Origin of the sequence: Streptomyces sp. CT34 (assembly GCF_000805335.1) — a bacterium.
Taxonomy (GTDB): Bacteria; Actinomycetota; Actinomycetes; order Streptomycetales; family Streptomycetaceae; genus Streptomyces.
In genome coordinates this window covers 5,523,932-5,544,446 of the sequence record NZ_KN708638.1, presented here as the reverse complement: position 1 = coordinate 5,544,446, position 20,515 = coordinate 5,523,932, and the positions used below count along the sequence as shown (strand labels likewise).

The following is a 20,515-nucleotide window of genomic DNA, read 5'->3' as shown; positions in this document are numbered from 1 at the left end:
TCCCGCACCGAGTAATCTCGCACCTGAGAAGACGATCACGAGGAAGGACTGCACATGCTTTCCCGCCTGTTCGCCCCCAAGGTGAAGGTCAGCGCGCACTGCGACCTGCCCTGCGGCGTGTACGACCCGGCCCAGGCCCGCATCGAGGCCGAGTCGGTCAAGGCCGTCCAGGAGAAGTACCAGGCCAACGAGGACGTTGACTTCCGCACCCGGGCCGTCCTGATCAAGGAGCAGCGCGCCGAGCTGGCCAAGCACCACGTCTCGGTGCTCTGGAGCGACTACTTCAAGCCCCCGCACTTCGAGAAGTACCCACAGCTCCACCAGCTGGTCAACGACACCCTCAAGGCCCTCAGCGCCGCCAAGGCGTCGAACGACCCGAAGACGGGCGAGAAGGCCCTGGAGCTCATCGCCGAGATCGACAAGATCTTCTGGGAGACGAAGAAGGCGTAACCCCGCCGCACGTCGCAGTACCCCCACAGCACCCGGCATCCGCGCGGAGCCGGGTGCTGTGGCGTCTCGGGGCCCCAGGGAGCCCAGGGAGCCCAGGGAGAGGCTCCGGGGAGAGGCGCCGAAAAAAATCCCCGCGGATGTCGATTCCGGCGTCCCCGGTTCGTCGTGCGGGTGACCGCACCGCGTACCGAGGCGTGTTGCGGAACACGCGGATCACGCGAGATACGCGAGATACGCGGAATACAGGGCATACGCAGAGGAGTTCGTGATGCGCTTCATGATGATGGTCCGGATCGACGAGAAGACCGCGCCCGCCGGCGGGCCGAGCCCGGAGCTGATGGCCGAGATGGGCAAGCTGATGGACGAGATGACCGAGGCCGGGGTGCTGCTGGACACGGCCGGCCTGCGGCCGAGCGCGGAGGGCGTCCGGGTGCACCTGGCGGACGGGAAGCCGAGCGTGACGGACGGGCCGTTCGCCGAGGCCAAGGAGGTCATCGGCGGATATGCGCTGATCCAGGCCGCCTCGAAGGAGGAGGCCGTCGACTGGGCGAAGCGGTTCCTGCGGGTGCACGGGGACGAGTGGGAGATCACGGCCGAGATCCGGCAGGTGGAAGAGGCGCCGGCGGGCGCGTAGGCGGCCGTGCCGGGTCGCGCCGCGGTGCGGTTTGCCGGGGCGCGGCCGGGGTGTTCTGATGTGCCCGTGGCAGCGGGAGAGAGGGCGGCGGGCGAGGCGCGGCGGGCGGTCGAGGCGGTGTTCCGGATCGAGTCGCCGCGGCTGATCGCCGGGCTGACCCGGATCGTTGGCGATGTGGGGCTCGCCGAGGAGCTGTCCCAGGACGCGCTGGTGGCCGCGCTGGAGCGGTGGCCGGAAACCGGTGTCCCGGGCAATCCGGGCGCCTGGCTGATGGCCACCGCCAGGAACCGGGCGATCGACCTGGTGCGCCGCCGGCAGCGGCTGGCGCGGAAGGTCGAGGCCCTGGGGCGCGAGGCGGAGCACCAACCGGGCCCGTCCGAGGCCGACTTCGCGCGGGTCCTCGACCCCCGGGTGATCGAGGACGATCTGCTGCGGCTGGTGTTCGTCGCCTGCCATCCGGTGCTCTCCGCCCCGGCACGGGTGGCGCTGACCCTGCGGCTGCTCGGCGGGCTGCGGACGGAGGAGATCGCCCGTGCCTTCCTGGTGTCCGAGACGACCGTGCAGCAGCGGATCGTCCGGGCCAAGAAGAAGCTCGCCGCGGCCGGGGTGCCGTTCGAGGTACCGGCCGCCGGGGAGCTGGCCGACCGGCTGTCGTCGGTACTGGAGGTCATCTACCTGGTCTTCAACGAGGGGTACGCGGCGACGGCCGGGGACGACTGGATGCGTCCGGCGCTCTGCGAGGACGCACTGCGGCTGGGCCGGATGGTGGCGGGACTGCTCCCGGACGAGCCGGAGGCGCACGGGCTGGTGGCGCTGATGGAGATCCAGGCGTCCCGGTCGGCCGCGCGGACCGGGCCGGCGGGCGAGCCGGTCCTGCTGCCGGAGCAGAACCGCGCGCGCTGGGACCGGTTGCTGATCCGGCGCGGGCTGGCCGCCCTGGCCCGCGCCGAGGAACTGGGCGGCGCGGTCGGCCCGTACGCCCTCCAGGCCGCGATCGCCGCCTGCCACGCGCGGGCGCGGACCGCCCAGGAGACCGACTGGCCGCGGATCGCGGTGCTGTACGAGGCGCTGGGCCGGGTCGCGCCGTCCCCCGTCGTGGAGCTGAACCGCGCGGTGGCGGTGGGGATGGCGTACGGGCCCGCGCGGGGCCTGGCGGTGGTGGACGCACTGGGGGCGGAGCCGGCGCTGGCGGGCTACCACCTGTTGCCGAGCGTCCGCGGTGATCTGCTGGCCCGGCTGGGGCGGACCGCGGAGGCCCGGGAGGAGTTCCTGCGGGCGGCGTCGATGACCCGTAACGCCCGGGAGCGGGCCCTGTTGGCGGAGCGGGCGGCACAGGCGGAGCCTACGGGCCGCGCCCGCGGCGCCGGGCACGGTGCCACGGGCGACGGCCCGGACGGCGGTGCCGGGCGATAGCCCGCGGGTATCCCCCCGGGTCGCGCCAGGTCCTGTCGTCGAACTCCCGCCTGCCGGGCGACGCCCTGCACGTGCCCTCACCCTCGAACCGGCTTCGCACGGCTCGGGCGTGGGGACCCCTTCGCCGCACCGGGCAACGACCCCAGTACTCCAGTACAGGGGCCGTCGCCCGGCCCGCCGAGAGCACGCGCCGGCACGCCGCCCGGCCCGCTCTTCGGGCGGACGACGGGAGTATGACGACAGGACCTACCTGCCCACCATCAACGGGCCGTCGTGCCGGACCAGCCAGTCGCGGTACGCCTCGCTCGCCCAGGCGATCTCCATGTACGAGGCCGTCAGATCGGCGAACAGGTCGTCGGCGGGGGCGGCCGGGGCGCCGTCCGGGCGGCAGGCCATGAAGAGCCGGACCGCCAGCGGGTCGCCGTGCAGCGGGCGGATCGCCATGCCGGGGCGGGAGCGGGCGGTGGGCTGGCAGGGGGTGACGACCTCGCCGGCCGTGACGAGGTCCATGGTGGTGAGGTAGTCGCCGTGCACCACGCGGGGGTTGATCCCGGCCGCGGCCCAGATGCGGCGCAGGCCGGCCCATTCGCCGTCGACGGTCGGGTCGACCATCCACTGGTCGTCCGCGAGGTCGGCGACCCGGACCACCGACAGGGCGGCGGCCGGGTGGGTGTCCGCCAGGGCGATGAACTGGGGTTCCCTGGCGAGGAGTTCGTGCTCCACCAGGCCCTCGGGCACGCGCAGCGGGGCGCCCTCGACCTCGTGCACGAAGGCGGCGTCCAGCTGTCCCGTCGCGACCATGTGCAGCAGGGCATTGGCGGACACATCGGTCCGTATCGTGGTGTCGGTCTCCGGCAGCCGCACCCGCAGCCGCCGCAGCCAGCCGGCCACGGCGGGGCTGTTCGTACTGCCGATGTGCAGCCGGGCGCCCTCCTCGCGGACCGAAACCGACGCGATCTCCTCGACAAGCGCCCGCATTTCGGCCACTATCGGCCGGGCCCGGCACAGCACCGAATGCCCGAGGGGTGTCGGCCGGCTGCCGCTCGGTTCCCGGAAGAAGAGCTGGCCGCCGAGGGCTTTCTCGATACGGCGCAGCTGGGTCGTCAAGGAAGGCTGGGTCATACCCAACTGCCGCGCCGCCTTGCGTACGCTGCCGCTGTCGGCGATGGCGCACAACGCGCGAAGATGCCTTACCTCTAGCTCCACGTCCGGAGCATAAACGTGCAGGCGCAGCTCACACCAGACTCTTAAACCTGCCTGAACTCCCGCTTTTTCACCGGGATATTGCCTGGCGCTATCGCCACCTGGCATCTCCGTCTTCCGGGCGAACTCCGTTCAGACTCAACGGCACCAAGAAATCCGCAGGGCCCCGGCCGCCGCCCCACACGGCGGCCGTACGGCCCTCGGAGATTAAGGAGCCCCCCACATGAAATCTCCCAAGACGGCGCTGTCGGCTGCGCTCGGTCTGGGTCTCGCCGCCGCGCTCGCAGCCGCGGCGCCGGTCTCGGCGGTCACCCCGTCGGCTTTCCCCTCGACGCATGCCAACTCCCACCCCAGCACACCCGCTTCGATCGCCGCGTACACCGGATCGGCGGCCGAGAAGGCCGACACCAAGGCGTTCTTCGAGGCGGTCATGAAGTCGGCCCGCGCCAAGATGAAGGCGCACCCGCACGCGGCGGCGGTCACCGTCACCTACGACGCCGGTGCCGCCCCGACATACCAGAGCCAGATATCCCAGGCCGCGTCGATATGGAACGGCGCGGTCAAGAACGTCAAGCTCCAGGCGGGCACGGGCGGCGACTTCCAGTACAAGGAGGGCGACGACCCGCGCGGTTCGTACGCGAGCACCGACGGCCACGGCAAGGGCTTCGTCTTCATCGACCACAAGCAGGCCAAGGAGTACAACTCCACGCGCGTGGTGGCCCACGAGACCGGCCATGTGCTGGGGCTGCCGGACCACTACGAGGGTCCGTGCAGCGAGCTGATGTCCGGCGGCGGCCCCGGCCCGTCCTGCCAGAACACCCAGCCGGACGCCAACGAGCGCGCCAAGGTGGACCAGCTCTGGGCCAACGGCCTGGCGGGCGTCCGCTTCGGCACGGCCGCCTGACACCCCGGGCGGCCGGGTGGCCACCACGGCCGCCCGACGACGCGGTACGGCGGTGGCCGGCCGCTCTCCGGCCGGGCTGACGGGGCCGGGGAACGGCGGGCGGCCCGCGGCCGACGAGGACCGGTACCTGGCGGCCGGACCTCGTACCCCCACCGGCCCAGGTGTTCCGTACGTCCGCCCCTGCGGTGGGGCTCCTCCCGGAGCCCCACCGCTCGCGTGTGTCCGGCCGGTCGGCGCGGCGGAGCGCGCCCGGGGTCAGCCCCAGAGGGCCCGTGCGAGGGCCACTCCGGCGAAGGCGGCGGCGAGTCCGGCCAGCAGGCTCAGCACGACATTGGCCGCCGCGTACAGCCGCGCCCCGTCGGTCGTCAGCCGCAGCGTCTCGTACGAGAAGGTCGAGTAAGTCGTCAGCGCCCCGCACAGGCCCGTACCGACCAGCAGTTGGGCGTGCGAGGTGGCCGCGCCGGCGGCGACCGCGCCGGTCACCAGGCCGAGGATCAGGCTGCCGGCCACGTTGACGGCGAAGGTCCCCCAGGGGAAGACGCTGTCGTGCCGGGCCTGGACGAAGCGGTCGGTGAGGAAGCGCAGCGGTGCCCCGACCAAGGCCCCGGCCACCACCAGCAGCCAGTTCACCCGCGTCCGCCCTCCCCGCCGGCGGCCGGTTCCGGCCGCTCCCGGTACACGATCATCTCGCACGGGTCGAGCGTCACCAGGCCCCCGCCCGCCAGGAGTTCGTCGAGCTCGGGCAGGAATCCGCGGATCCGGTCCTCGGTGTCGACGGCGACGACCGCGACCGGCAGTTCCTCGCTGAGCGACAGCAGCCGCTGGGTGTGGATCACGGAGGTGGTCCCGAAGCCCTCGACGCCGCGGAAGACGCTGGCCCCGGCCAGCCCCGCCGCGCGGGCCCGGTGCACGATCTCCGCGTAGAGGGGCCGGTGGTGCCACACCTCCTGCTCGCCGACGAACACCGTCAGCCGCAGCGCCGAAACCCCGCGGCGTACCGCCCCGTTCACCGTCCCGTTCGCCGTGCCGTCCGTCATGCCGTCCGCCGCCTCAGTCCGAAGAGCGCCCGGGTCGCGGTCATCGCGGCCGTCACGGCCGCCAGCGCGGCGAGCAGGGTGGCCGCGAGATACGCCGGCGCCGCCGCCACCCGGTGGGCCTCCACCAGGCGCTCGATGTCCACGACATAGGTCGAGAAGGTGGTGAAGCCGCCGAGGATGCCGGTGCCGAGGAACGGGCGGAGCAGCCGGTGCGCCGTCCACACCTCGGTGATCAGCACCATCAGGACACCCATCAGCGCACAGCCGGACACGTTGACGGCGAGCGTGGTCCAGGGGAAGGCACCGGGGCCGGTGGGCCAGATCAGGGCGGCGCCGTAACGGGCCGCGGCGCCGATGGCACCGCCCACGGCCACCGCGCCGATCACCGGCCACTCGCCCCGCCAGGGCGCCGCCCGGCGGGCTCGCTCGTCCATGTGTCTCCGCGTGTCTCCGTGACCGACCGGATCGGGTCTGCCGGGATCGTCGCATCCGCCGAGATCACCGACGCCCTCAGGTTAAGCCCGGCCATTTGACACCGCTAAACATGGGATGTTCCCATCACTGGTGGAATCTGCCCGGGGAATCCGGGGAGCGAGCAGCGTGACGAGAGGACGGCCCGATGCCGCTGCGCAGCACCGCCCGTACCAGCCTGGTCGGCCTGGTCATCGAGCAGATGGAGCGGCTGATCACCGAGGGCGAGTGGCCGGTGGGGACCAAGATCCCGGCCGAGCCGGTCCTGGTCGAGCAGCTGGACGTCGGCCGGAACACCGTCCGGGAGGCGGTCCGCGCGCTGGTGCACACCGGGATGCTGGAGCCGCGGCAGGGCGACGGGACGTACGTCCGCGCCCGCAGCGACTTCGGCGCCGCCGTGCAGCGGCGGCTGCGCCGCGCCGCCCACCTGGAGGCGTACGAGGTGCGGGCCTGCCTGGAGCGCGACGCCGCCCGCCATGCCGCCCGGCGCCGTACCGACGAGGACCTGGCCGCGCTGCGCGAGGCGCTGGCGGTGCGCGGCCGGGCCTGGGAGTCCGGCGACGCGGCCCGGTTCGTGGAGGCGGACATGCGCTTCCACCGGGCCGTCGCCGCCGCCGCGCACAACAGCGTGCTGGCCGAGCTCTACGAGCACCTGAGCGATGCGCTGCGCGGCACGCTGGAGGCGGTGGTGGCCACTCCGCTGCTGCCCGACGCGGTGCGCCACCAACTCGACGCGCACACCGCCATCGTCGACGCCATCGAGGCGCAGGACCCGGACGCCGCCGAGCGCGCGGCGCTGGCGCATCTCACCGAGGCCGCCGACGCGCTGCGCGAACCGCCCGCCGGGACCGCGTAGCCGGCGGACGCCGCCGCGCCGTTCCGCGCCCCCACCCCACCGACCGCACCCCCGCACACCACCGACGCGCGCGTCACCACGCGACGAGAGAAGGCCGGCACCCATGACGGAAGGACCGACAGGCATAACGGCGGCGCCGGAACGGCCCGTTGACCGGGCCGCGGCGCCCCCGGGAGCGCCCGCCCCGGCCGGTGCCGCCGGGCGCCGCGCGCTCCTTCTGGGCATCGGCGTCATCCTGCTGGCGCTGAACCTGCGCCCGGCGCTCGTCGCGGTCTCCCCGCTGGCCGGCACCATCCGCGCCGAGAGCGGGATGTCGGCCGCCGCCACCAGCCTGCTCACCGCGCTGCCGCTGCTCTGCTTCGGCCTGCTGGCGCCGCTCGCGCCGCGGCTGGGCCGGCGCTTCGGCATGGAGCGGTCGCTGCTCGGCACGATGGCGCTGATCTGCCTGGGCACCGGGCTGCGGCTGCTGGACTCGGTCGTCGCGCTGTTCGCCGGCACCGTCGTGATCGGCGCCGGGATCGCCGTCGCCAACGTCCTGCTGCCCGGCCTGATCAAGCGGGACTTCCCGGCGAAGGCCGGCCTGATGACCGGGCTGTACTCCATGTCGCTGTTCGGCGGCGCCGCGCTCGCGGCCGGTGTCACCGTGCCCGTCCAGCAGGCCGCCGGACTCAGCTGGCGGGCCACGCTGGCCTGTTGGGGTGCGCTCGCGGTGGTCGCGCTGCTGGTCTGGCTGCCGCAGCTGCGCAGCCGCACCCGGGTGCCGGCCGCCGCGGCCCGGGAGGCCGCCCATCCCGTACGCGGGCTGTGGCTCTCCCCGCTGGCCTGGCAGGTCACCGGCTTCATGGGGCTCCAGTCGCTGAGCTACTACGCAGCCGCCGCCTGGCTGCCGACGATGCTCAAGGACGCCGGGATGGGCGTGGGCGACGCCGGCTGGATGCTGTCGTTCTCCTCGCTGCTGGGCATCGCCGGGTCGTTCCTGGCACCGGTCGTGGTCGGCCGCCGGCTGCCGGCCGGGGTGCTGGCGGCCCTCGGCGCGGCGCTGTGCGCGGCCGGTTTCGCCGGTGTGCTGGTGGCGCCGGTCGGCGGTGCCTACCTGTGGATGGCCCTGCTCGGCCTGGGCCAGGGCGCGGCGATCAGCCTCGCGCTGCTGTTCATCGTGCAGCGCGCCCCGGACGCCCGGCACACCGCCCAACTCTCCAGCATGGCCCAGTGCTTCGGCTACATCCTCGCGGCCACCGGCCCGGCCGTGCTGGGCGCCGTGCACGACGCGTCGGGCACCTGGACCGTCCCGCTGGCCGTCCTGCTGGTGCTGCTGCTCCCGCAGATCGCGACCGGCCTGGGCGCGGCCCGGCCGCGGCACGTGGCCGGACGGTGAGCGGACGGATCCGTGGCTTCCGGCGGAACGGCCGCAGCCGGCCGTTCCGCCGGAGCCCACCGTTTCGCGGGAGCCGGCCGTTCCGTCAGAGCCAGCCGTTCCGCTTGAAGCCGCGGTGCATCAGGCAGCAGATCCCCACCATCAGCACCACCACCAGCGGATAGCCGAACGTCCAGCTCTTCTCCGGCATGTGCTCGAAGTTCATGCCGTAGATGCCGGTGACCATGGTGGGGACGGCCAGGATCGCGGCCCAGGCGGACATCCGCCGCATCGCCTCGTTCTGGGCGTTGGCGACCTCGGCGAGATGTGCCTGGAGTATCGAGTTGAGCAGTTCGTCGAAGCCGGTGATCTGCTCCCGGACCCGGTCCAGATGGTCGGCGACGTTCCGGAAGTAGGTCGTGATCCGGGGGTCGATGTACGGCGTCGGCTTGTTCGCCAGCTGCTGGAGGGGGCGGTCCAGCGGGGTCACCGCCCGCTTCAGCTCCAGGAGTTCGCGCTTGAGCTGGTAGATGCGGCCGGCGCCGCCGCTGCCCCGTACGGAGAAGACCTCGCTCTCGACGTCGTCGATGTCGTCCTGGACGGCGGCGGCGACGTCGAGGTAGTCGTCCACCACGAGGTCGGCGATGGCGTGCAGTACGGCGGACGGGCCGAGGGCCAACTGGTCCGGGTCGCACTCCAGTTGCTCGCGCAGCGGGCCCAGCGAGCCGTGCCCGCCGTGCCGTACGGTGATCACGAAGTCGGCGCCGGTGAAGACCATGATCTCGCCGGTGTCCACGACCTCGCTGGTGTCGGTGAGTTGGTCGTGCTCGACGTAGCGGCAGGTCTTGAAGACGGTGAACAGCGAGTCGTCGTACGCCTCCAGCTTGGGCCGCTGGTGGGCGTGGACCGCGTCCTCCACCGCGAGCGGGTGCAGCCCGAACAGCTCGACGATTCCGGCGAATTCCACCTCGGACGGCTCGTGCAGGCCGATCCAGACGAATCCGTCACCGGACGCGCGGACCTGGTGGAGCGCCGCCTCGGCCGACCGCCGGCCGTCCTGGCGCACACCGGAGACGTACACCGCGCAGTTCACCACGGCGGTACCGAGCGGCGAGCGCGCGGGGTGGCTGAGGTCGACCCCGCCATGGCGCGGCTGCGGCAGCCGGACGGCTCTGCGGAGATTGCTGATCATCGACACCGGGCCAGTATCGCTCCGGGGCGCACACGGGGGACGGCGGACGTGCCGATTTTGCGCAGTCCGCACCGGAAGGTGGTCGGCACCGTTCCTGCCGTTTGCCCCGGTGCGCCCCGGGCGTGCGCTCCCGCACACACCACCCGCCGGCCGGAACCGGTCAGGAGACCAGCACCCGCTCGTCCCGTTCCGCGGCCGGGTCCGCCCCGGCCGCCTCGGGCGCGCCGTGCTGCCGCGCCCGCCGCGGCAGCAGGAACAGCAGCCCGAAGACCAGCACCAGTCCGCCGGCGATCCACCACAGGGCGCGGGTGGTGGCCGGGATGAAGGCCGCGCCGCCGCCCGCGCCGTCACCGACCGCCCCGAAGAACGCGACCGAGGACAGGGCCAGCCCCAGCGCCATGCCCACCTGGGAGGTGGTGTTGAAGATGCCGGAGGCCGAGCCGGAGTGCTCGGTGGGCACCTCGGACAGCACCGTGTCGGTGATCGGCGCGACGATCAGGCCCATACCGGCGCCCATCAGGAGCATCGCCGGGGCCATCTGCCAGGACTGCATGGCGGTGCCGTAGTGGCCGGCCTCCCAGAGGTAGAGGAGGGCGCCGGCGAGCATGACCAGCGCGCCCGCCTGGAGCACCTTGCGGCCGAAGCGGGGCACCAGCTTCTGTACGGACAGCCCGGCCGCGGCCGAGCAGGCGAGGGAGAACGGGATGCCGGTCAGCCCGGCGTGCAACGGGCCCCAGCCCAGCCCGAGTTGCATGTAGAGGGTCCAGATGAGGAAGAAGAGGCCGCTGACCGCGCCGAAGGTGAGCTGCACGCCGACGCCGGCCGCGAACGTCTTGATCCGGAAGAGGGAGAGCTCGACCAGCGGCGAGCCGTCCTTGCGGGCCTTGGCGCGCTCGTAGCGGACGAACACCGCGAAGACGAGCGGGGCGGCGGCCATGGAGACAAAGCCCCATACGGGCCAGCCGGCCTCGCGGCCCTGGGTGAGCGGGTAGAGCACCATCAGCAGACCGAGGGTGGCCAGGGCCGTGCCGACCAGGTCGAGGCGGAGCGCGGTGGCCGCCCTGGACTCGCCGATGAAGCGGCGGCCGAGGACGATACCGGCGAGGCCCACGGGCAGGTTGATCAGGAAGATCGGGCGCCATTGCAGGCCGAAGAGGTCGCCCTGGGTGAGCAGCGCGCCGATCAGCGGACCGCAGACCGCGCCCAGCCCGATCACCGCGCCGAACATGCCGAAGACCTTGCCGCGTTCATGGGCCGGGAAGCTGACGTGGATGATCGCCAGCACCTGCGGCACCATCAGCGCGGCCATCGCGCCCTGGAGCACCCGCGCGGCGACCAGCATCCCCGGGTCCGCGGCGAAGCCGCACAGCGCGGAGGCGACGGTGAAGCCGGCCATCCCGAGCAGGAAGAGCTTCTTGCGGCCGTGGATGTCGCCGAGCCGGCCGCCGGTGATCAGGCCGACGGCGAAAGCGAGGGCGTATCCGGCGGTGACCCACTGGACGGCGCTGAAGCTCGCGCCGGTGTCCTTCTGGATGCTCGGTATCGCGATGTTGACGATGGTCGCGTCGACCAGGTCCATGAAGCTCGCGGTGAGCACCACGGCGAGGGCGAGCCAGCGTCTGCGGTCGGCGGGCGCGGGGGCCGCCTCGGCCGCGTCGGGCGCGATCGGGTCGGGCGCGGTCATGGGCGTATCTCCTAGGGAACCGGGAGGGACAGCGGGAGCCGTGGAGGCGGCACCGCACTCCCGGCGCCGCCTCGACGTCCTCGACCCTAGAGCGGATCTAGGACAGTTCCCGACCTATTTCCTGCGCCATCATCGGTCCATGAGTGAGACCTCGGCACGACTGCTGAATCTGCTGTCCCTGCTCCAGACCCCCCGCGAATGGCCCGGCAGCGAGCTGGCCGAGCGGCTGCGGGTCACCACCCGGACCATCCGCCGCGACATCGAGCGGCTCCGCGAGCTGGGGTATCCGGTGCACGCCACGATGGGCGCGGAGGGCGGCTACCGGCTGGCTGCGGGCACCGCGATGCCGCCGCTGCTGCTGGACGACGAGGAGGCGGTGGCCATCGCGGTCGGCCTGCGCTCCACCGCCGGGCACACCATCGAGGGCATCGAGGAGGCGTCCGTACGGGCGCTGGCCAAACTGGAGCAGGTGCTGCCGGCCCGGCTGCGGCGGCGGGTGGGCACCCTGGGCACGGCCACCGTCCCGCTGCCGGCCGGGGACGGCCCGACCGTCGACCCGGAGCATCTGACGGTGCTGGCCGCGGCCATCACCAACCACGAGCGGGTGCGCTTCCGTTACCTGGCGGGCGCGGGCACCCGCAGCAGGCGCCTGGTGGAGCCGCACCGGCTGGTCGCCGCGGGGCGGCGCTGGTACCTGGTCGCGTACGACAACGACCGCGACGACTGGCGGATCTTCCGGGTCGACCGGCTGTCCGAGCCGTTCCCCACCGGCGTGCGGACCGCGCCGCGCGAGCTGCCGGCCGCCGACGCCGGGGCGTACGTCCGGGAGCGGATGCGCGGGCTGACGGCCGCGGAGGGGCACCGGGCGGTGGCGACCGTCCACGGGCCCGCCGACGAGGTGGCCGCCCGGCTCGGCGGGCCGGCGGCGGGCACCGTCGAACCGCTCGGCGAGACGTCCTGCCGCTGGCGCAGCGCGCCCGACGCGCTGCCCTGGCTCGCGGTGCGGCTGGCCATGGTGGGCCATGAGTTCACGGTGCACGAGCCGCCGGAGCTGGTCGGGTACCTGCGGGCGATGGCCGGCCGGGTGGGCCGCGCGGTGGCGCCGGAGGAGACCGGGAACACGTCCGCGACAAGCTGACGGAATACCCTAGGGGGGTATATGGTTCTGCGTAGTGAACGGACGCCGACAGCCGTCGGCGCCCCTCGGCCCCGCGATGAGGAGACGCCATGACGGCCCTGACCACGCCGGTCAAGCTCGGTGGCTACGCACTGATCCTGCTCGCCGTCCTCGCCGCCGGATTCGGCCTCGGCCGCGCGTTCGCCCCCGGCGGCCGGGACACCCCCGCCCATGTGCCGCCCACCCGGCACGCCCGTACCGTGGACCACTCGCAGCACCCCGAGGAGCAGTCATGACCACCGCGATCACCGAGCACATCGAGCTGGAGATCGGCGGCATGACCTGCGCCTCGTGCGCGGCCCGCATCGAGAAGAAGCTCAACCGCATGGACGGGGTGAGCGCCACCGTCAACTACGCCACCGAGAAGGCGCAGGTGGCGCTCGCACAGGGCAGCGGCGTGGCGACCGCGGACCTGATCGCCACCGTGGAGAGGACCGGCTACACCGCCGCGGTCCCCGCACCGCCCGCCCCGGAGCCGGCCGCCGAGGAGACCGGCGGCGACCGCGCCCCGGACGACGCCCTGGCCGCGCTCCGCCGGCGCCTGCTCACCGCCCTCGCGCTCTCCGTCCCGGTGGTCCTGATGGCGATGGTCCCGGCGCTCCAGTTCACCAACTGGCAGTGGCTGTCGCTGACCCTGGCCGCCCCGGTGGTGGTGCACTCCGCCTGGCCGTTCCACAAGGCCGCCTGGACCAATCTGCGGCACGGCGCCGCCACGATGGACACCCTGATCTCCCTCGGTACCCTCGCCGCCTTCGGCTGGTCCCTGTGGGCGCTGTTCTTCGGCACCGCCGGCATGCCAGGCATGACCCACCCGTTCGAGCCGACCATCGCCCGCACCGACGGCAGCGGCTCGATCTACCTGGAGGCCGCGGCCGGCGTCACCACCTTCATCCTGGCCGGCCGCTACTTCGAGGCCCGCGCCAAGCGGAAGGCCGGCGCGGCCCTGCGGGCCCTGCTCGAACTGGGCGCCAAGGACGTCGCACTGCTCCGCGACGGACGCGAAGTGCGGGTGCCGGTCGGCGAGTTGCGCACCGGCGACCGCTTCGTCGTACGCCCCGGGGAGAAGATCGCCACCGACGGCCGGGTGGTCGACGGCGCCTCCGCCGTGGACGCGTCGATGCTCACCGGTGAGTCGGTCCCCGTGGAGGTCTCCCCCGGCGACACCGTCACCGGCGCCACCGTCAACGCCGGCGGCCGGCTGGTCGTCGAGGCCACCCGGGTCGGCGCGGACACCCAACTCGCCCGCATGGCACGGCTCGTCGAGGACGCCCAGAACGGCAAGGCCGCCGCCCAGCGGCTCGCCGACCGGATCTCCGCGGTCTTCGTCCCGGTCGTCATCGCGCTCGCCGTCGGCACCCTCGGCTACTGGCTCGGCACCGGCCAGGGCGCGGTGGCCGCGTTCACCGCCGCCGTCGCCGTGCTGATCATCGCCTGCCCGTGCGCCCTCGGCCTGGCGACCCCGACCGCGCTGATGGTCGGCACCGGCCGCGGCGCCCAGCTCGGCATCCTCCTCAAGGGCCCCGAGGTCCTGGAGTCCACCCGCACCGTCGACACCGTCGTCCTGGACAAGACCGGCACCGTCACCACCGGCGTGATGACCCTGACCGGCGTCCACCTCGCCGACGGCGAGAGCCGGGAGCAGACGCTGCGGCTGGCCGGCGCGCTGGAGCACTCCTCCGAGCACCCCATCGCCCGCGCCGTCGCCACCGCCGCCGAGGCCGCCGAGCCGTCCGGCGCGCTGCCGGTCCCCGAGGACTTCGCGGCCGTCCCCGGCCTGGGCGTCCAGGGCGTCGTCGACGGGCACGCCGTGCTGGTCGGCCGGGAGCGGCTGCTCAACGACCGGAGCCTGCACCTGCCGCCCGAGCTGGCCGCCGCCAGGAACGAGGCCGAGGCGGCCGGCGCCACCGCGGTCGCCGTCGGCTGGGACGGCGCCGCCCGCGCCGTGCTGGTCGTCGCCGACGCGGTCAAGCCCACCAGCGCCGAGGCGGTCCGCCGGCTGCGCGCCCTGGGCCTGACCCCGGTCCTGCTCACCGGCGACAACAAGGCGGTCGCCGAGGCCGTCGCCGCGGAGGTCGGCATCGACGAGGTGATCGCCGAGGTCCTGCCCGAGGACAAGGTCGCGGTCGTCGAGCGCCTCCAGTCCGAGGGCCGCTCGGTCGCCATGGTCGGCGACGGCGTCAACGACGCGGCGGCACTGGCCCGCGCCGACCTCGGCCTGGCCATGGGCACCGGCACCGACGCCGCCATCGAGGCCGGCGACCTGACCCTCGTCCGCGGCGACCTGCGCACGACCGCGGACGCCATCCGCCTGGCCCGCGCCACCCTCGGCACCATCCGCGGCAACCTCTTCTGGGCCTTCGGCTACAACGTCGCCGCCCTGCCGCTGGCCGCCGCCGGCCTGCTCAACCCGATGATCGCCGGCGCCGCGATGGCCTGCTCCTCGGTCTTCGTCGTCGGCAACAGCCTGCGGCTCCGCCGCTTCCGCGCCCTCGCCTGAGCGCGCACCGCTCGACCGGGCCCCGGCGACGCGTACCGACACGCACCGCCGGGGCCCGCCCGTGCGCCCCGCCACGCCGACCGCCCATACACGCTCACGGCGGTCGAATCTCTCCAGTTCTGGCCGCCGAAGATTGGCAGATCACGCAACCGTCCGCCGCCGCCGGGCGGCGACACTGGTCGGGTACCGCCCGCCCAAGCCCAGCAGGGGGACCTCATGACCGGGTCGCGTGTCCTGGCCCTCGGCCATTACCAGCCCTCCCGCGTGCTCACCAACGACGACCTCGCCACGATGGTGGAGACCGACGACGCCTGGATCCGCAGCCGCGTCGGCATCCGCACCCGGCACATCGCGGCGCCGGACGAGACGGTGGACGCGATGGCCGCGGCAGCCGCCGCCAAGGCCCTGGCCGCCGCCGGGCTCGCCGCCCGGGACATCGACCTCGTCCTGGTCGCCACCTGCACCGCCAACGACCGCAGCCCCAACACCGCGGCCCGGGTCGCCGCCCGCCTCGGCATGGCCGCCCCCGCCGCGATGGACATCAACGTGGTCTGCTCCGGCTTCACCCACGCCCTGGCCACCGCCGATCACGCCATCCGGGCCGGCTCGGCGACGAACGCCCTGGTCATCGGCGCGGAGAAGTTCACCGACGTGGTCGACTGGACGGACCGCTCCACCTGCGTCCTGGTGGGCGACGGCGCCGCCGCGGCCGTCGTCACCGCCGCACCGGAGCCGCACATCAGCCCCGTGCTGTGGGGCTCGGTGCCCGAGATGGGCGGCGCGGTACGCATCGAGGGCGACCCGGCCCGCTTCTCCCAGGAGGGCCAGACCGTCTACCGCTGGGCCACCACCCAGCTCCCGGCCATCGCCCGCAAGGTCTGCGACCGCGCCGGCGTCCGCCCCGAGGACCTCGCCGGCGTCGTCCTCCACCAGGCCAACCTCCGGATCATCGAGCCGGTCGCCGAACGCATCGGCGCGGTCAACGCGGTGGTCGCCCGTGACGTCGTCGACTCCGGCAACACCTCCGCCGCCTCGGTCCCCCTGGCCCTCGCCAAACTGGTCGAGCGGCGCGAGATCCCCGCCGGCGCCCCCGTCCTCCTCTTCGCCTTCGGCGGCAACCTCTCGTACGCGGGCCAGGTCATCCACTGCCCGTAGGGACCGTCGGCGGGCGTCCCCTCAGCGGATGTCCTGCGGGTGCTCCTCCATGTACATCACGCCGCACGTACGGCAGAACGGCTGGGCATCGGGCGTCCCCCACTTCTCGGCCGGCTGGGTGGCGGCGCCGGGCGCCAGCGCCCGGCCGCACATCGCCGTGGTCGCGCCCAGCCGGGCCATGTGCCACAGCTTGACCGGCGTGTCCTCGTGCGGCAGCACGCCCTCCGCATACTCAGCGCGCATCTCGTGCTCCATGGCAGGTGCACCTCCTACCGCCCACAATGCTCTGCTCCGGGGAAGGCCACAACGCCAGGGCGTACGGCCGGGCGGCGTCATGGCCCGGCCCGCCGCGACCCCGGCCACGACCCGTCGGACGGGCGCCGGGTCCTGTCGTCACACTCCCGTCGTCCGCCCGAAGGGCCGGCAGGCGGGAGCGTGACGACAGGACCTAGAACACCGACCACCCGGTGAGCGTCGTGAACTGGTCCAGTGCGGCCATCCCCGCCACGGAGTTCCCGCGCGCGTCCAGCCCGGGACTCCACACGCACAGCGTGCACCGCCCCGGCACCACCGCCACGATGCCGCCGCCCACCCCGCTCTTCGCCGGCAGCCCCACGCGGTAGGCGAACTCCCCCGCCGCGTCGTACGTCCCGCACGTCAGCATCACCGCGTTGATGCGCTTGGCCTCGCGGGCCTCCAGCAGCCGGCTGCCGTCGGCCCGCAGCCCGTGCCGTGCCAGAAAGCCCCCGGCGACCGCCAGATCCCGGCAGGTCATCTCGATCGAGCACTGCCAGAAGTAGTGCTCGATGACGCTCGGCACCGGATTCTCCAGATTCCCGAACGACGCCATGAAGTGCGCCAGCGCCGCGTTCCGGTCGCCGTGGTCCGCCTCGGAACCGGCCACGACCTGGTCGAACGCCAGCTCCGCGTTGCCGCTCTCCTCCCGCAGGAACTCCAGCATCGACGTACTCGCGTCACCGGTCAGCGTCTGCAACCGGTCCGTCACCACCAGCGCCCCCGCGTTGATGAACGGATTGCGCGGGATCCCGTTCTCCCATTCCAGCTGCACCAGCGAGTTGAACGCCGTCCCGGACGGCTCCCGCCCCACCCGCTTCCAGATGTCGTCGTCCCCGTGGGACTGGGCCATCACCAGCGCCAGTGAGAACGCCTTGGAAATCGACTGCACGGAGAACGGGACCTGCCAGTCACCGGTCCCGTACACGTCGCCGTTGATGTCCGCCACCGCGATGCCGAAGCGGTCCGCGGACACCCGCTCCAGCGCGGGGATGTAGTCGGCGACGTGCCCGCGCCCCACGAACGGCCTCGCGAAGGCCGCTACCTCCTCAAGAACGGCCTGGTAGTCCATGGGGGACACGCTAACCCGCCGTACCGGGCGCCCCCATGGGAGCCCCAGCCCGCACGGCGTCCCGCGCGGCGGCCTGCGCCAACCGGCTCACCCGTGTCGCGCCCCGCGCCGCCATCCCCGAGCCTGGCACGGGAACCGTACGGCGGCCCGCGCCGTTGATCCGTACGAGACCGACGAGGCCAACCGGTCGGCCCGGCCCGACAGATGACGGCCGGCCCGGCCGACCGCACCGATGTCAACCGTGTTCGTTTCACCCATGTTCTTGGAGGCAGCAATGACCGGGTTCCTCGACCGCGCCAAGGAGCAGGCCAAGCAGGGACTGGCACAGGGCAAGCAGAAGGTCGACGAGCTCCAGCAGCAGCGGGCCGGCAACGACCTGCTGAAGAAGCTGGGCGCCGCGTACTACGCCGAGCGCCGCGGCAGCGGCAGCCCGGAGGCCACCCAGAGCGCCCTGACCGCCCTCGAAGCCCACATCAGCGCCCACGGCGACGGTTTCCTCCACGACTGAGCGGCACCCGCACCCGTCACCGCACCCCCGTCCCCGCCCTCCCCGACCCTCCCCTCCCTGTGACCAGCCCCGACCCCCAGGCCCTCCGCCCCCACCTCCCCTCCCCCCTCCAGGAGATCGACGACGAGCCGTTCTCCCGCCGGGGCATACGCCTGCTCCTCAAACGGGACGACCTCATACATCCCGCGCTCCCGGGCAACAAGTGGCGCAAGCTGGCGCCCAATCTGCGGGCCGCGGCCGAGGCGGGCGACCGCGCGCTGCTCACCTTCGGCGGCGCGTACTCCAACCATCTGCGGGCCACCGCCGCCGCGGGCCGGCTCCTCGGCTTCGCCACCATCGGCGTGGTCCGCGGCGACGAGCTGGCCGGCGCCCCGCTCAACCCCTCGCTGGCCCGCTGCGCCGCCGACGGCATGCGGCTGCACTTCGTCGACCGCGCCGGCTACCGCCGCAAGTCCGACCCGGACTTCCTCGCCGCGCTGCGCGACCGCTTCGGCGCCTTCCGCGTCATACCGGAAGGCGGCAGCAACTCCCTTGCCGCACAGGGCTGTACGGAACTGGGTCGGGAGCTGCGCGGAGCGGCGGACACGGTCGCGGTGGCCTGCGGCACCGGCGGCACCCTCGCCGGCCTCGCCGCCGGACTCGCCCCCGGCCAGCGCGCCGTCGGCGTCCCGGTCCTCAAGGGCGGCCGTCCGCACTTCCTCCACGAGACGGTCGCCGGGCTCCAGCGCGCGGCCTTCGGCGGCCCGCGCGGCGACTGGCGACTGGCGGCGGACTTCCACTTCGGCGGCTACGCCCGCCGCACCCCCGAGCTGGACGCCTTCGCCGACGCCTTCGAGGAGCGCCACGGCCTGCCCGTGGAGCGGGTCTACGTCGCCAAGCTGCTGTTCGCGCTGACGGCGATGGCCGGGGCGGGCACCTTCGCCCCCGGCACCGCGGTCGCCGCGGTCATCACGGGTACACCGTGAACGACCGGCCCGCGCCCCCGGCCACCCGTCAGGTCGCCGACTCCCGGTAGGCCGCCGCCTCTTCCAGGTCCAGCCGCCGCAGCAGCGTCCGCATCATCTCGTCGTCGATCCGCCGGGCGTCCCGCAGCTCGACGAACACCCGCCGCTCGACGTCGATCATCTCCCGCGCCAGCCGCCGGTAGGTCTCGTCGGCCGACTCGCCGGTCACCGGGTTCACCGCGCCCAGCCGCTCCCACACGGAGTCGCGGCGGCGCTCCATGACCGTGCGCAGCCGGTCGGCGAGGGGCCCGGGAAGCGCGTTGCGCTCGTCCCGAAGGAGTTCGTCCAGCCGGGCCTCGGCGGCCCGCGACGCCTCGCTCTGCGCCTGCGCCTCGGCGAGTGTCTCGGCCTGCGCGTCCCGGCCGGGCAGCTTCAGGGCGCGGATCAGCGGGGGCAGCGTCAGCCCCTGAACGACCAGCGTGCCGATGACCGTCGTGAAGGTCAGGAAGAGCACCAGGTCGCGGGCCGGGAAGGGGCCGCCCCCGTGCACCGCGGACGGGATGGAGAAGGCGATGGCCAGCGAGACCACCCCGCGCATCCCGGCCCAGCCCACGATGACCGGCGCGGTCCAGGTCGTCTCCGGCTCCCGGTCGCGGATCCGGGCCGACAGGAAGCGCGGCAGATACGTCGCGGGGAACACCCACACGAACCGCGCCAGCACCACCACGGCGAACACCACGGCCGCGTACCCGAGGGCCTGGGCCGTACCGAACTCCCCCAGGCCGCGCAGCACGACCGGCAGCTGGAGCCCGATCAGCGCGAAGACCGCGGACTCCAGCACGAAGGAGACCATCTTCCAGACGGCGTCCTCCTGGAGCCGGGTCTCGAAGTCGACCTGCCAGGAGCGGTGCCCCAGGTAGAGCCCCACCACGACGACGGCGAGCACCCCGGAGGCCCCGACCTGCTCGGCAGCCGCGTAGGCGGTGAACGGGATGAGCAGCGAGAGGGTGTTCTCCAGGAGGGCCGACTCCCGCAGCCGGCAACGGAGCCAGTGCAGCGGCACCATCAGGACGACACCGATGCCGACGCCGCCCACGGACGCGACGGCGAACTCCCTGATGCCGTCGCCCCAGGTGGCGCCGGCCCCGAGCGCGGCGGCCAGCGCCACCTTGTACGCGGTGATCGCGGTGGCGTCGTTGACCAGCGACTCGCCCTGGAGGATCGTCGTGATCCGGTGCGGCAGCCCCAGTCTGCGGGCGATCGCGCTGGCCGCGACGGCGTCCGGCGGCGCGACCACGGCGCCCAGGACGAGCGCGGCGGTCAGCGGCAGATCCGGGATGACCAGGTAGGCCGCGTAGCCGACGGCCAGCGTCGCGAACAGCACATAGCCGAACGACAGCAGCGCCACCGGCCGCAGGTTGGCCCGCAGGTCCAGATAGGAGCTGTCGAGCGCGGCGGTGTGCAGCAGCGGGGGCAGCAGCAGCGGCAGCACGATGTGCGGGTCGAGGGTGTAGTCCGGGATCCCCGGGATGTACGCGGCGCCGAGCCCCGCGGCCACCAGCAGCAGCGGCGCCGGCACCGGCGTGCGCCGCGCCAGCCCGGCGACCCCCGCGCTCCCCGCGACCAGAAGCAGCAGCGGCATCACGTCCATCGGCCCGTCCCGTCCCGGT

At 73.6% G+C, this 20,515-nt stretch carries 21 protein-coding genes; 12 read left to right on the top strand and 9 right to left on the bottom strand.

Annotated elements, in window-relative coordinates; translation table 11 throughout:
* The first annotated feature begins 54 nt into the window (after positions 1 to 54).
* The 3 genes from sodN to RZ84_RS24290 all read left to right on the top strand — a co-directional run bounded on the left by sodN (position 55) and on the right by RZ84_RS24290 (position 2,497).
* Positions 55 to 450 (top strand): superoxide dismutase, Ni, encoded by a 396-nt coding sequence (sodN, locus tag RZ84_RS24300; protein WP_043266065.1) that lies wholly within the window; start codon positions 55 to 57, stop codon positions 448 to 450.
* A 265-nt stretch (positions 451 to 715) separates the two neighbouring features.
* Entirely contained in the window at positions 716 to 1,084 is a 369-nt protein-coding gene (locus RZ84_RS24295) for a YciI family protein (protein WP_043266064.1), read from the top strand.
* Positions 1,085 to 1,150: 66 nt separating this feature from the next.
* The gene (locus RZ84_RS24290; RefSeq protein WP_241777839.1) at positions 1,151 to 2,497 is read left to right on the top strand and encodes an RNA polymerase sigma factor; all 1,347 of its coding nucleotides are present in this window, start codon (positions 1,151 to 1,153) and stop codon (positions 2,495 to 2,497) included.
* A gap of 246 nt (positions 2,498 to 2,743) precedes the next feature.
* Here RZ84_RS24290 and RZ84_RS24285 read toward each other — a convergent pair whose 3' ends face one another.
* Positions 2,744 to 3,703: a LysR family transcriptional regulator gene (locus tag RZ84_RS24285; RefSeq protein ID WP_043266063.1), complete on the bottom strand. Its 960-nt coding sequence runs from the start codon at positions 3,701 to 3,703 to the stop codon at positions 2,744 to 2,746.
* Positions 3,704 to 3,923: 220 nt separating this feature from the next.
* Between RZ84_RS24285 and snpA the strand changes: the two genes are divergently transcribed.
* The gene (gene snpA, locus RZ84_RS24280) at positions 3,924 to 4,604 is read left to right on the top strand and encodes a snapalysin (protein ID WP_043266062.1); all 681 of its coding nucleotides are present in this window, start codon (positions 3,924 to 3,926) and stop codon (positions 4,602 to 4,604) included.
* A gap of 255 nt (positions 4,605 to 4,859) precedes the next feature.
* On the opposite strand, the gene crcB is transcribed toward snpA, so the two are convergent.
* Genes crcB through RZ84_RS24265 form a run of 3 tightly spaced genes read right to left on the bottom strand, consistent with a single transcriptional unit; the run spans position 4,860 to position 6,075 of the window.
* Positions 4,860 to 5,234, bottom strand: a complete 375-nt coding sequence (crcB, locus tag RZ84_RS24275; protein ID WP_043266061.1) for a fluoride efflux transporter CrcB — start codon at positions 5,232 to 5,234, stop codon at positions 4,860 to 4,862.
* Positions 5,231 to 5,641: a DUF190 domain-containing protein gene (locus RZ84_RS24270; protein WP_052230141.1), complete on the bottom strand. Its 411-nt coding sequence runs from the start codon at positions 5,639 to 5,641 to the stop codon at positions 5,231 to 5,233. The genes crcB and RZ84_RS24270 overlap by 4 nt, the downstream gene beginning before the upstream one ends.
* Positions 5,638 to 6,075 (bottom strand): fluoride efflux transporter FluC, encoded by a 438-nt coding sequence (locus RZ84_RS24265; protein WP_043266060.1) that lies wholly within the window; start codon positions 6,073 to 6,075, stop codon positions 5,638 to 5,640. Before RZ84_RS24265 ends, RZ84_RS24270 begins: the two co-directional genes overlap by 4 nt.
* A gap of 185 nt (positions 6,076 to 6,260) precedes the next feature.
* On the opposite strand from RZ84_RS24265, the gene RZ84_RS24260 reads away from it, so the two are divergent.
* Positions 6,261 to 6,968, top strand: coding sequence for a FadR/GntR family transcriptional regulator (locus RZ84_RS24260; RefSeq protein WP_043266059.1), 708 nt, complete (start codon positions 6,261 to 6,263; stop codon positions 6,966 to 6,968).
* A 103-nt stretch (positions 6,969 to 7,071) separates the two neighbouring features.
* Complete coding sequence (locus RZ84_RS24255) at positions 7,072 to 8,343, top strand: CynX/NimT family MFS transporter (RefSeq protein ID WP_052230140.1); 1,272 nt, start codon at positions 7,072 to 7,074, stop codon at positions 8,341 to 8,343.
* An 85-nt stretch (positions 8,344 to 8,428) separates the two neighbouring features.
* Here the strand turns inward: RZ84_RS24255 and RZ84_RS24250 are convergent, their stop codons facing one another.
* Positions 8,429 to 9,514 (bottom strand): magnesium and cobalt transport protein CorA, encoded by a 1,086-nt coding sequence (locus tag RZ84_RS24250; RefSeq protein ID WP_043270715.1) that lies wholly within the window; start codon positions 9,512 to 9,514, stop codon positions 8,429 to 8,431.
* A gap of 160 nt (positions 9,515 to 9,674) precedes the next feature.
* Complete coding sequence (locus RZ84_RS24245; RefSeq protein ID WP_043266058.1) at positions 9,675 to 11,198, bottom strand: MFS transporter; 1,524 nt, start codon at positions 11,196 to 11,198, stop codon at positions 9,675 to 9,677.
* 139 nt (positions 11,199 to 11,337) lie between these two features.
* Here RZ84_RS24245 and RZ84_RS24240 point away from each other — a divergent pair, with 139 nt between their 5' ends.
* From RZ84_RS24240 to RZ84_RS24225, 4 genes are all read left to right on the top strand, one after another.
* Complete coding sequence (locus tag RZ84_RS24240) at positions 11,338 to 12,336, top strand: helix-turn-helix transcriptional regulator (protein WP_043266057.1); 999 nt, start codon at positions 11,338 to 11,340, stop codon at positions 12,334 to 12,336.
* Between the two features lie 89 nt (positions 12,337 to 12,425).
* Positions 12,426 to 12,611: a hypothetical protein gene (locus RZ84_RS24235; RefSeq protein WP_043266056.1), complete on the top strand. Its 186-nt coding sequence runs from the start codon at positions 12,426 to 12,428 to the stop codon at positions 12,609 to 12,611.
* Complete coding sequence (locus RZ84_RS24230) at positions 12,608 to 14,872, top strand: heavy metal translocating P-type ATPase (protein ID WP_043266055.1); 2,265 nt, start codon at positions 12,608 to 12,610, stop codon at positions 14,870 to 14,872. The genes RZ84_RS24235 and RZ84_RS24230 overlap by 4 nt, the downstream gene beginning before the upstream one ends.
* Before the next feature lie 216 nt (positions 14,873 to 15,088).
* On the top strand, positions 15,089 to 16,027 hold the full coding sequence (locus tag RZ84_RS24225) for a beta-ketoacyl-ACP synthase III (RefSeq protein ID WP_043266054.1): 939 nt from the start codon (positions 15,089 to 15,091) through the stop codon (positions 16,025 to 16,027).
* A gap of 21 nt (positions 16,028 to 16,048) precedes the next feature.
* Here the strand turns inward: RZ84_RS24225 and RZ84_RS24220 are convergent, their stop codons facing one another.
* Entirely contained in the window at positions 16,049 to 16,282 is a 234-nt protein-coding gene (locus tag RZ84_RS24220; RefSeq protein ID WP_043266053.1) for a hypothetical protein, read from the bottom strand.
* Between the two features lie 193 nt (positions 16,283 to 16,475).
* On the bottom strand, positions 16,476 to 17,393 hold the full coding sequence (locus tag RZ84_RS24215) for a glutaminase (protein ID WP_043266052.1): 918 nt from the start codon (positions 17,391 to 17,393) through the stop codon (positions 16,476 to 16,478).
* A gap of 274 nt (positions 17,394 to 17,667) precedes the next feature.
* Here RZ84_RS24215 and RZ84_RS24210 point away from each other — a divergent pair, with 274 nt between their 5' ends.
* Positions 17,668 to 17,901, top strand: a complete 234-nt coding sequence (locus tag RZ84_RS24210) for a hypothetical protein (protein ID WP_043266051.1) — start codon at positions 17,668 to 17,670, stop codon at positions 17,899 to 17,901.
* Positions 17,902 to 17,960: 59 nt separating this feature from the next.
* Positions 17,961 to 18,866 carry a 1-aminocyclopropane-1-carboxylate deaminase/D-cysteine desulfhydrase gene (locus RZ84_RS24205; RefSeq protein WP_043266050.1) on the top strand — a complete coding sequence of 302 codons (906 nt, stop codon included), beginning with the start codon at positions 17,961 to 17,963 and terminating at the stop codon, positions 18,864 to 18,866.
* Between the two features lie 28 nt (positions 18,867 to 18,894).
* On the opposite strand, the gene RZ84_RS24200 is transcribed toward RZ84_RS24205, so the two are convergent.
* Complete coding sequence (locus RZ84_RS24200) at positions 18,895 to 20,496, bottom strand: Na+/H+ antiporter (protein WP_043266049.1); 1,602 nt, start codon at positions 20,494 to 20,496, stop codon at positions 18,895 to 18,897.
* Positions 20,497 to 20,515 lie beyond the last annotated feature (19 nt).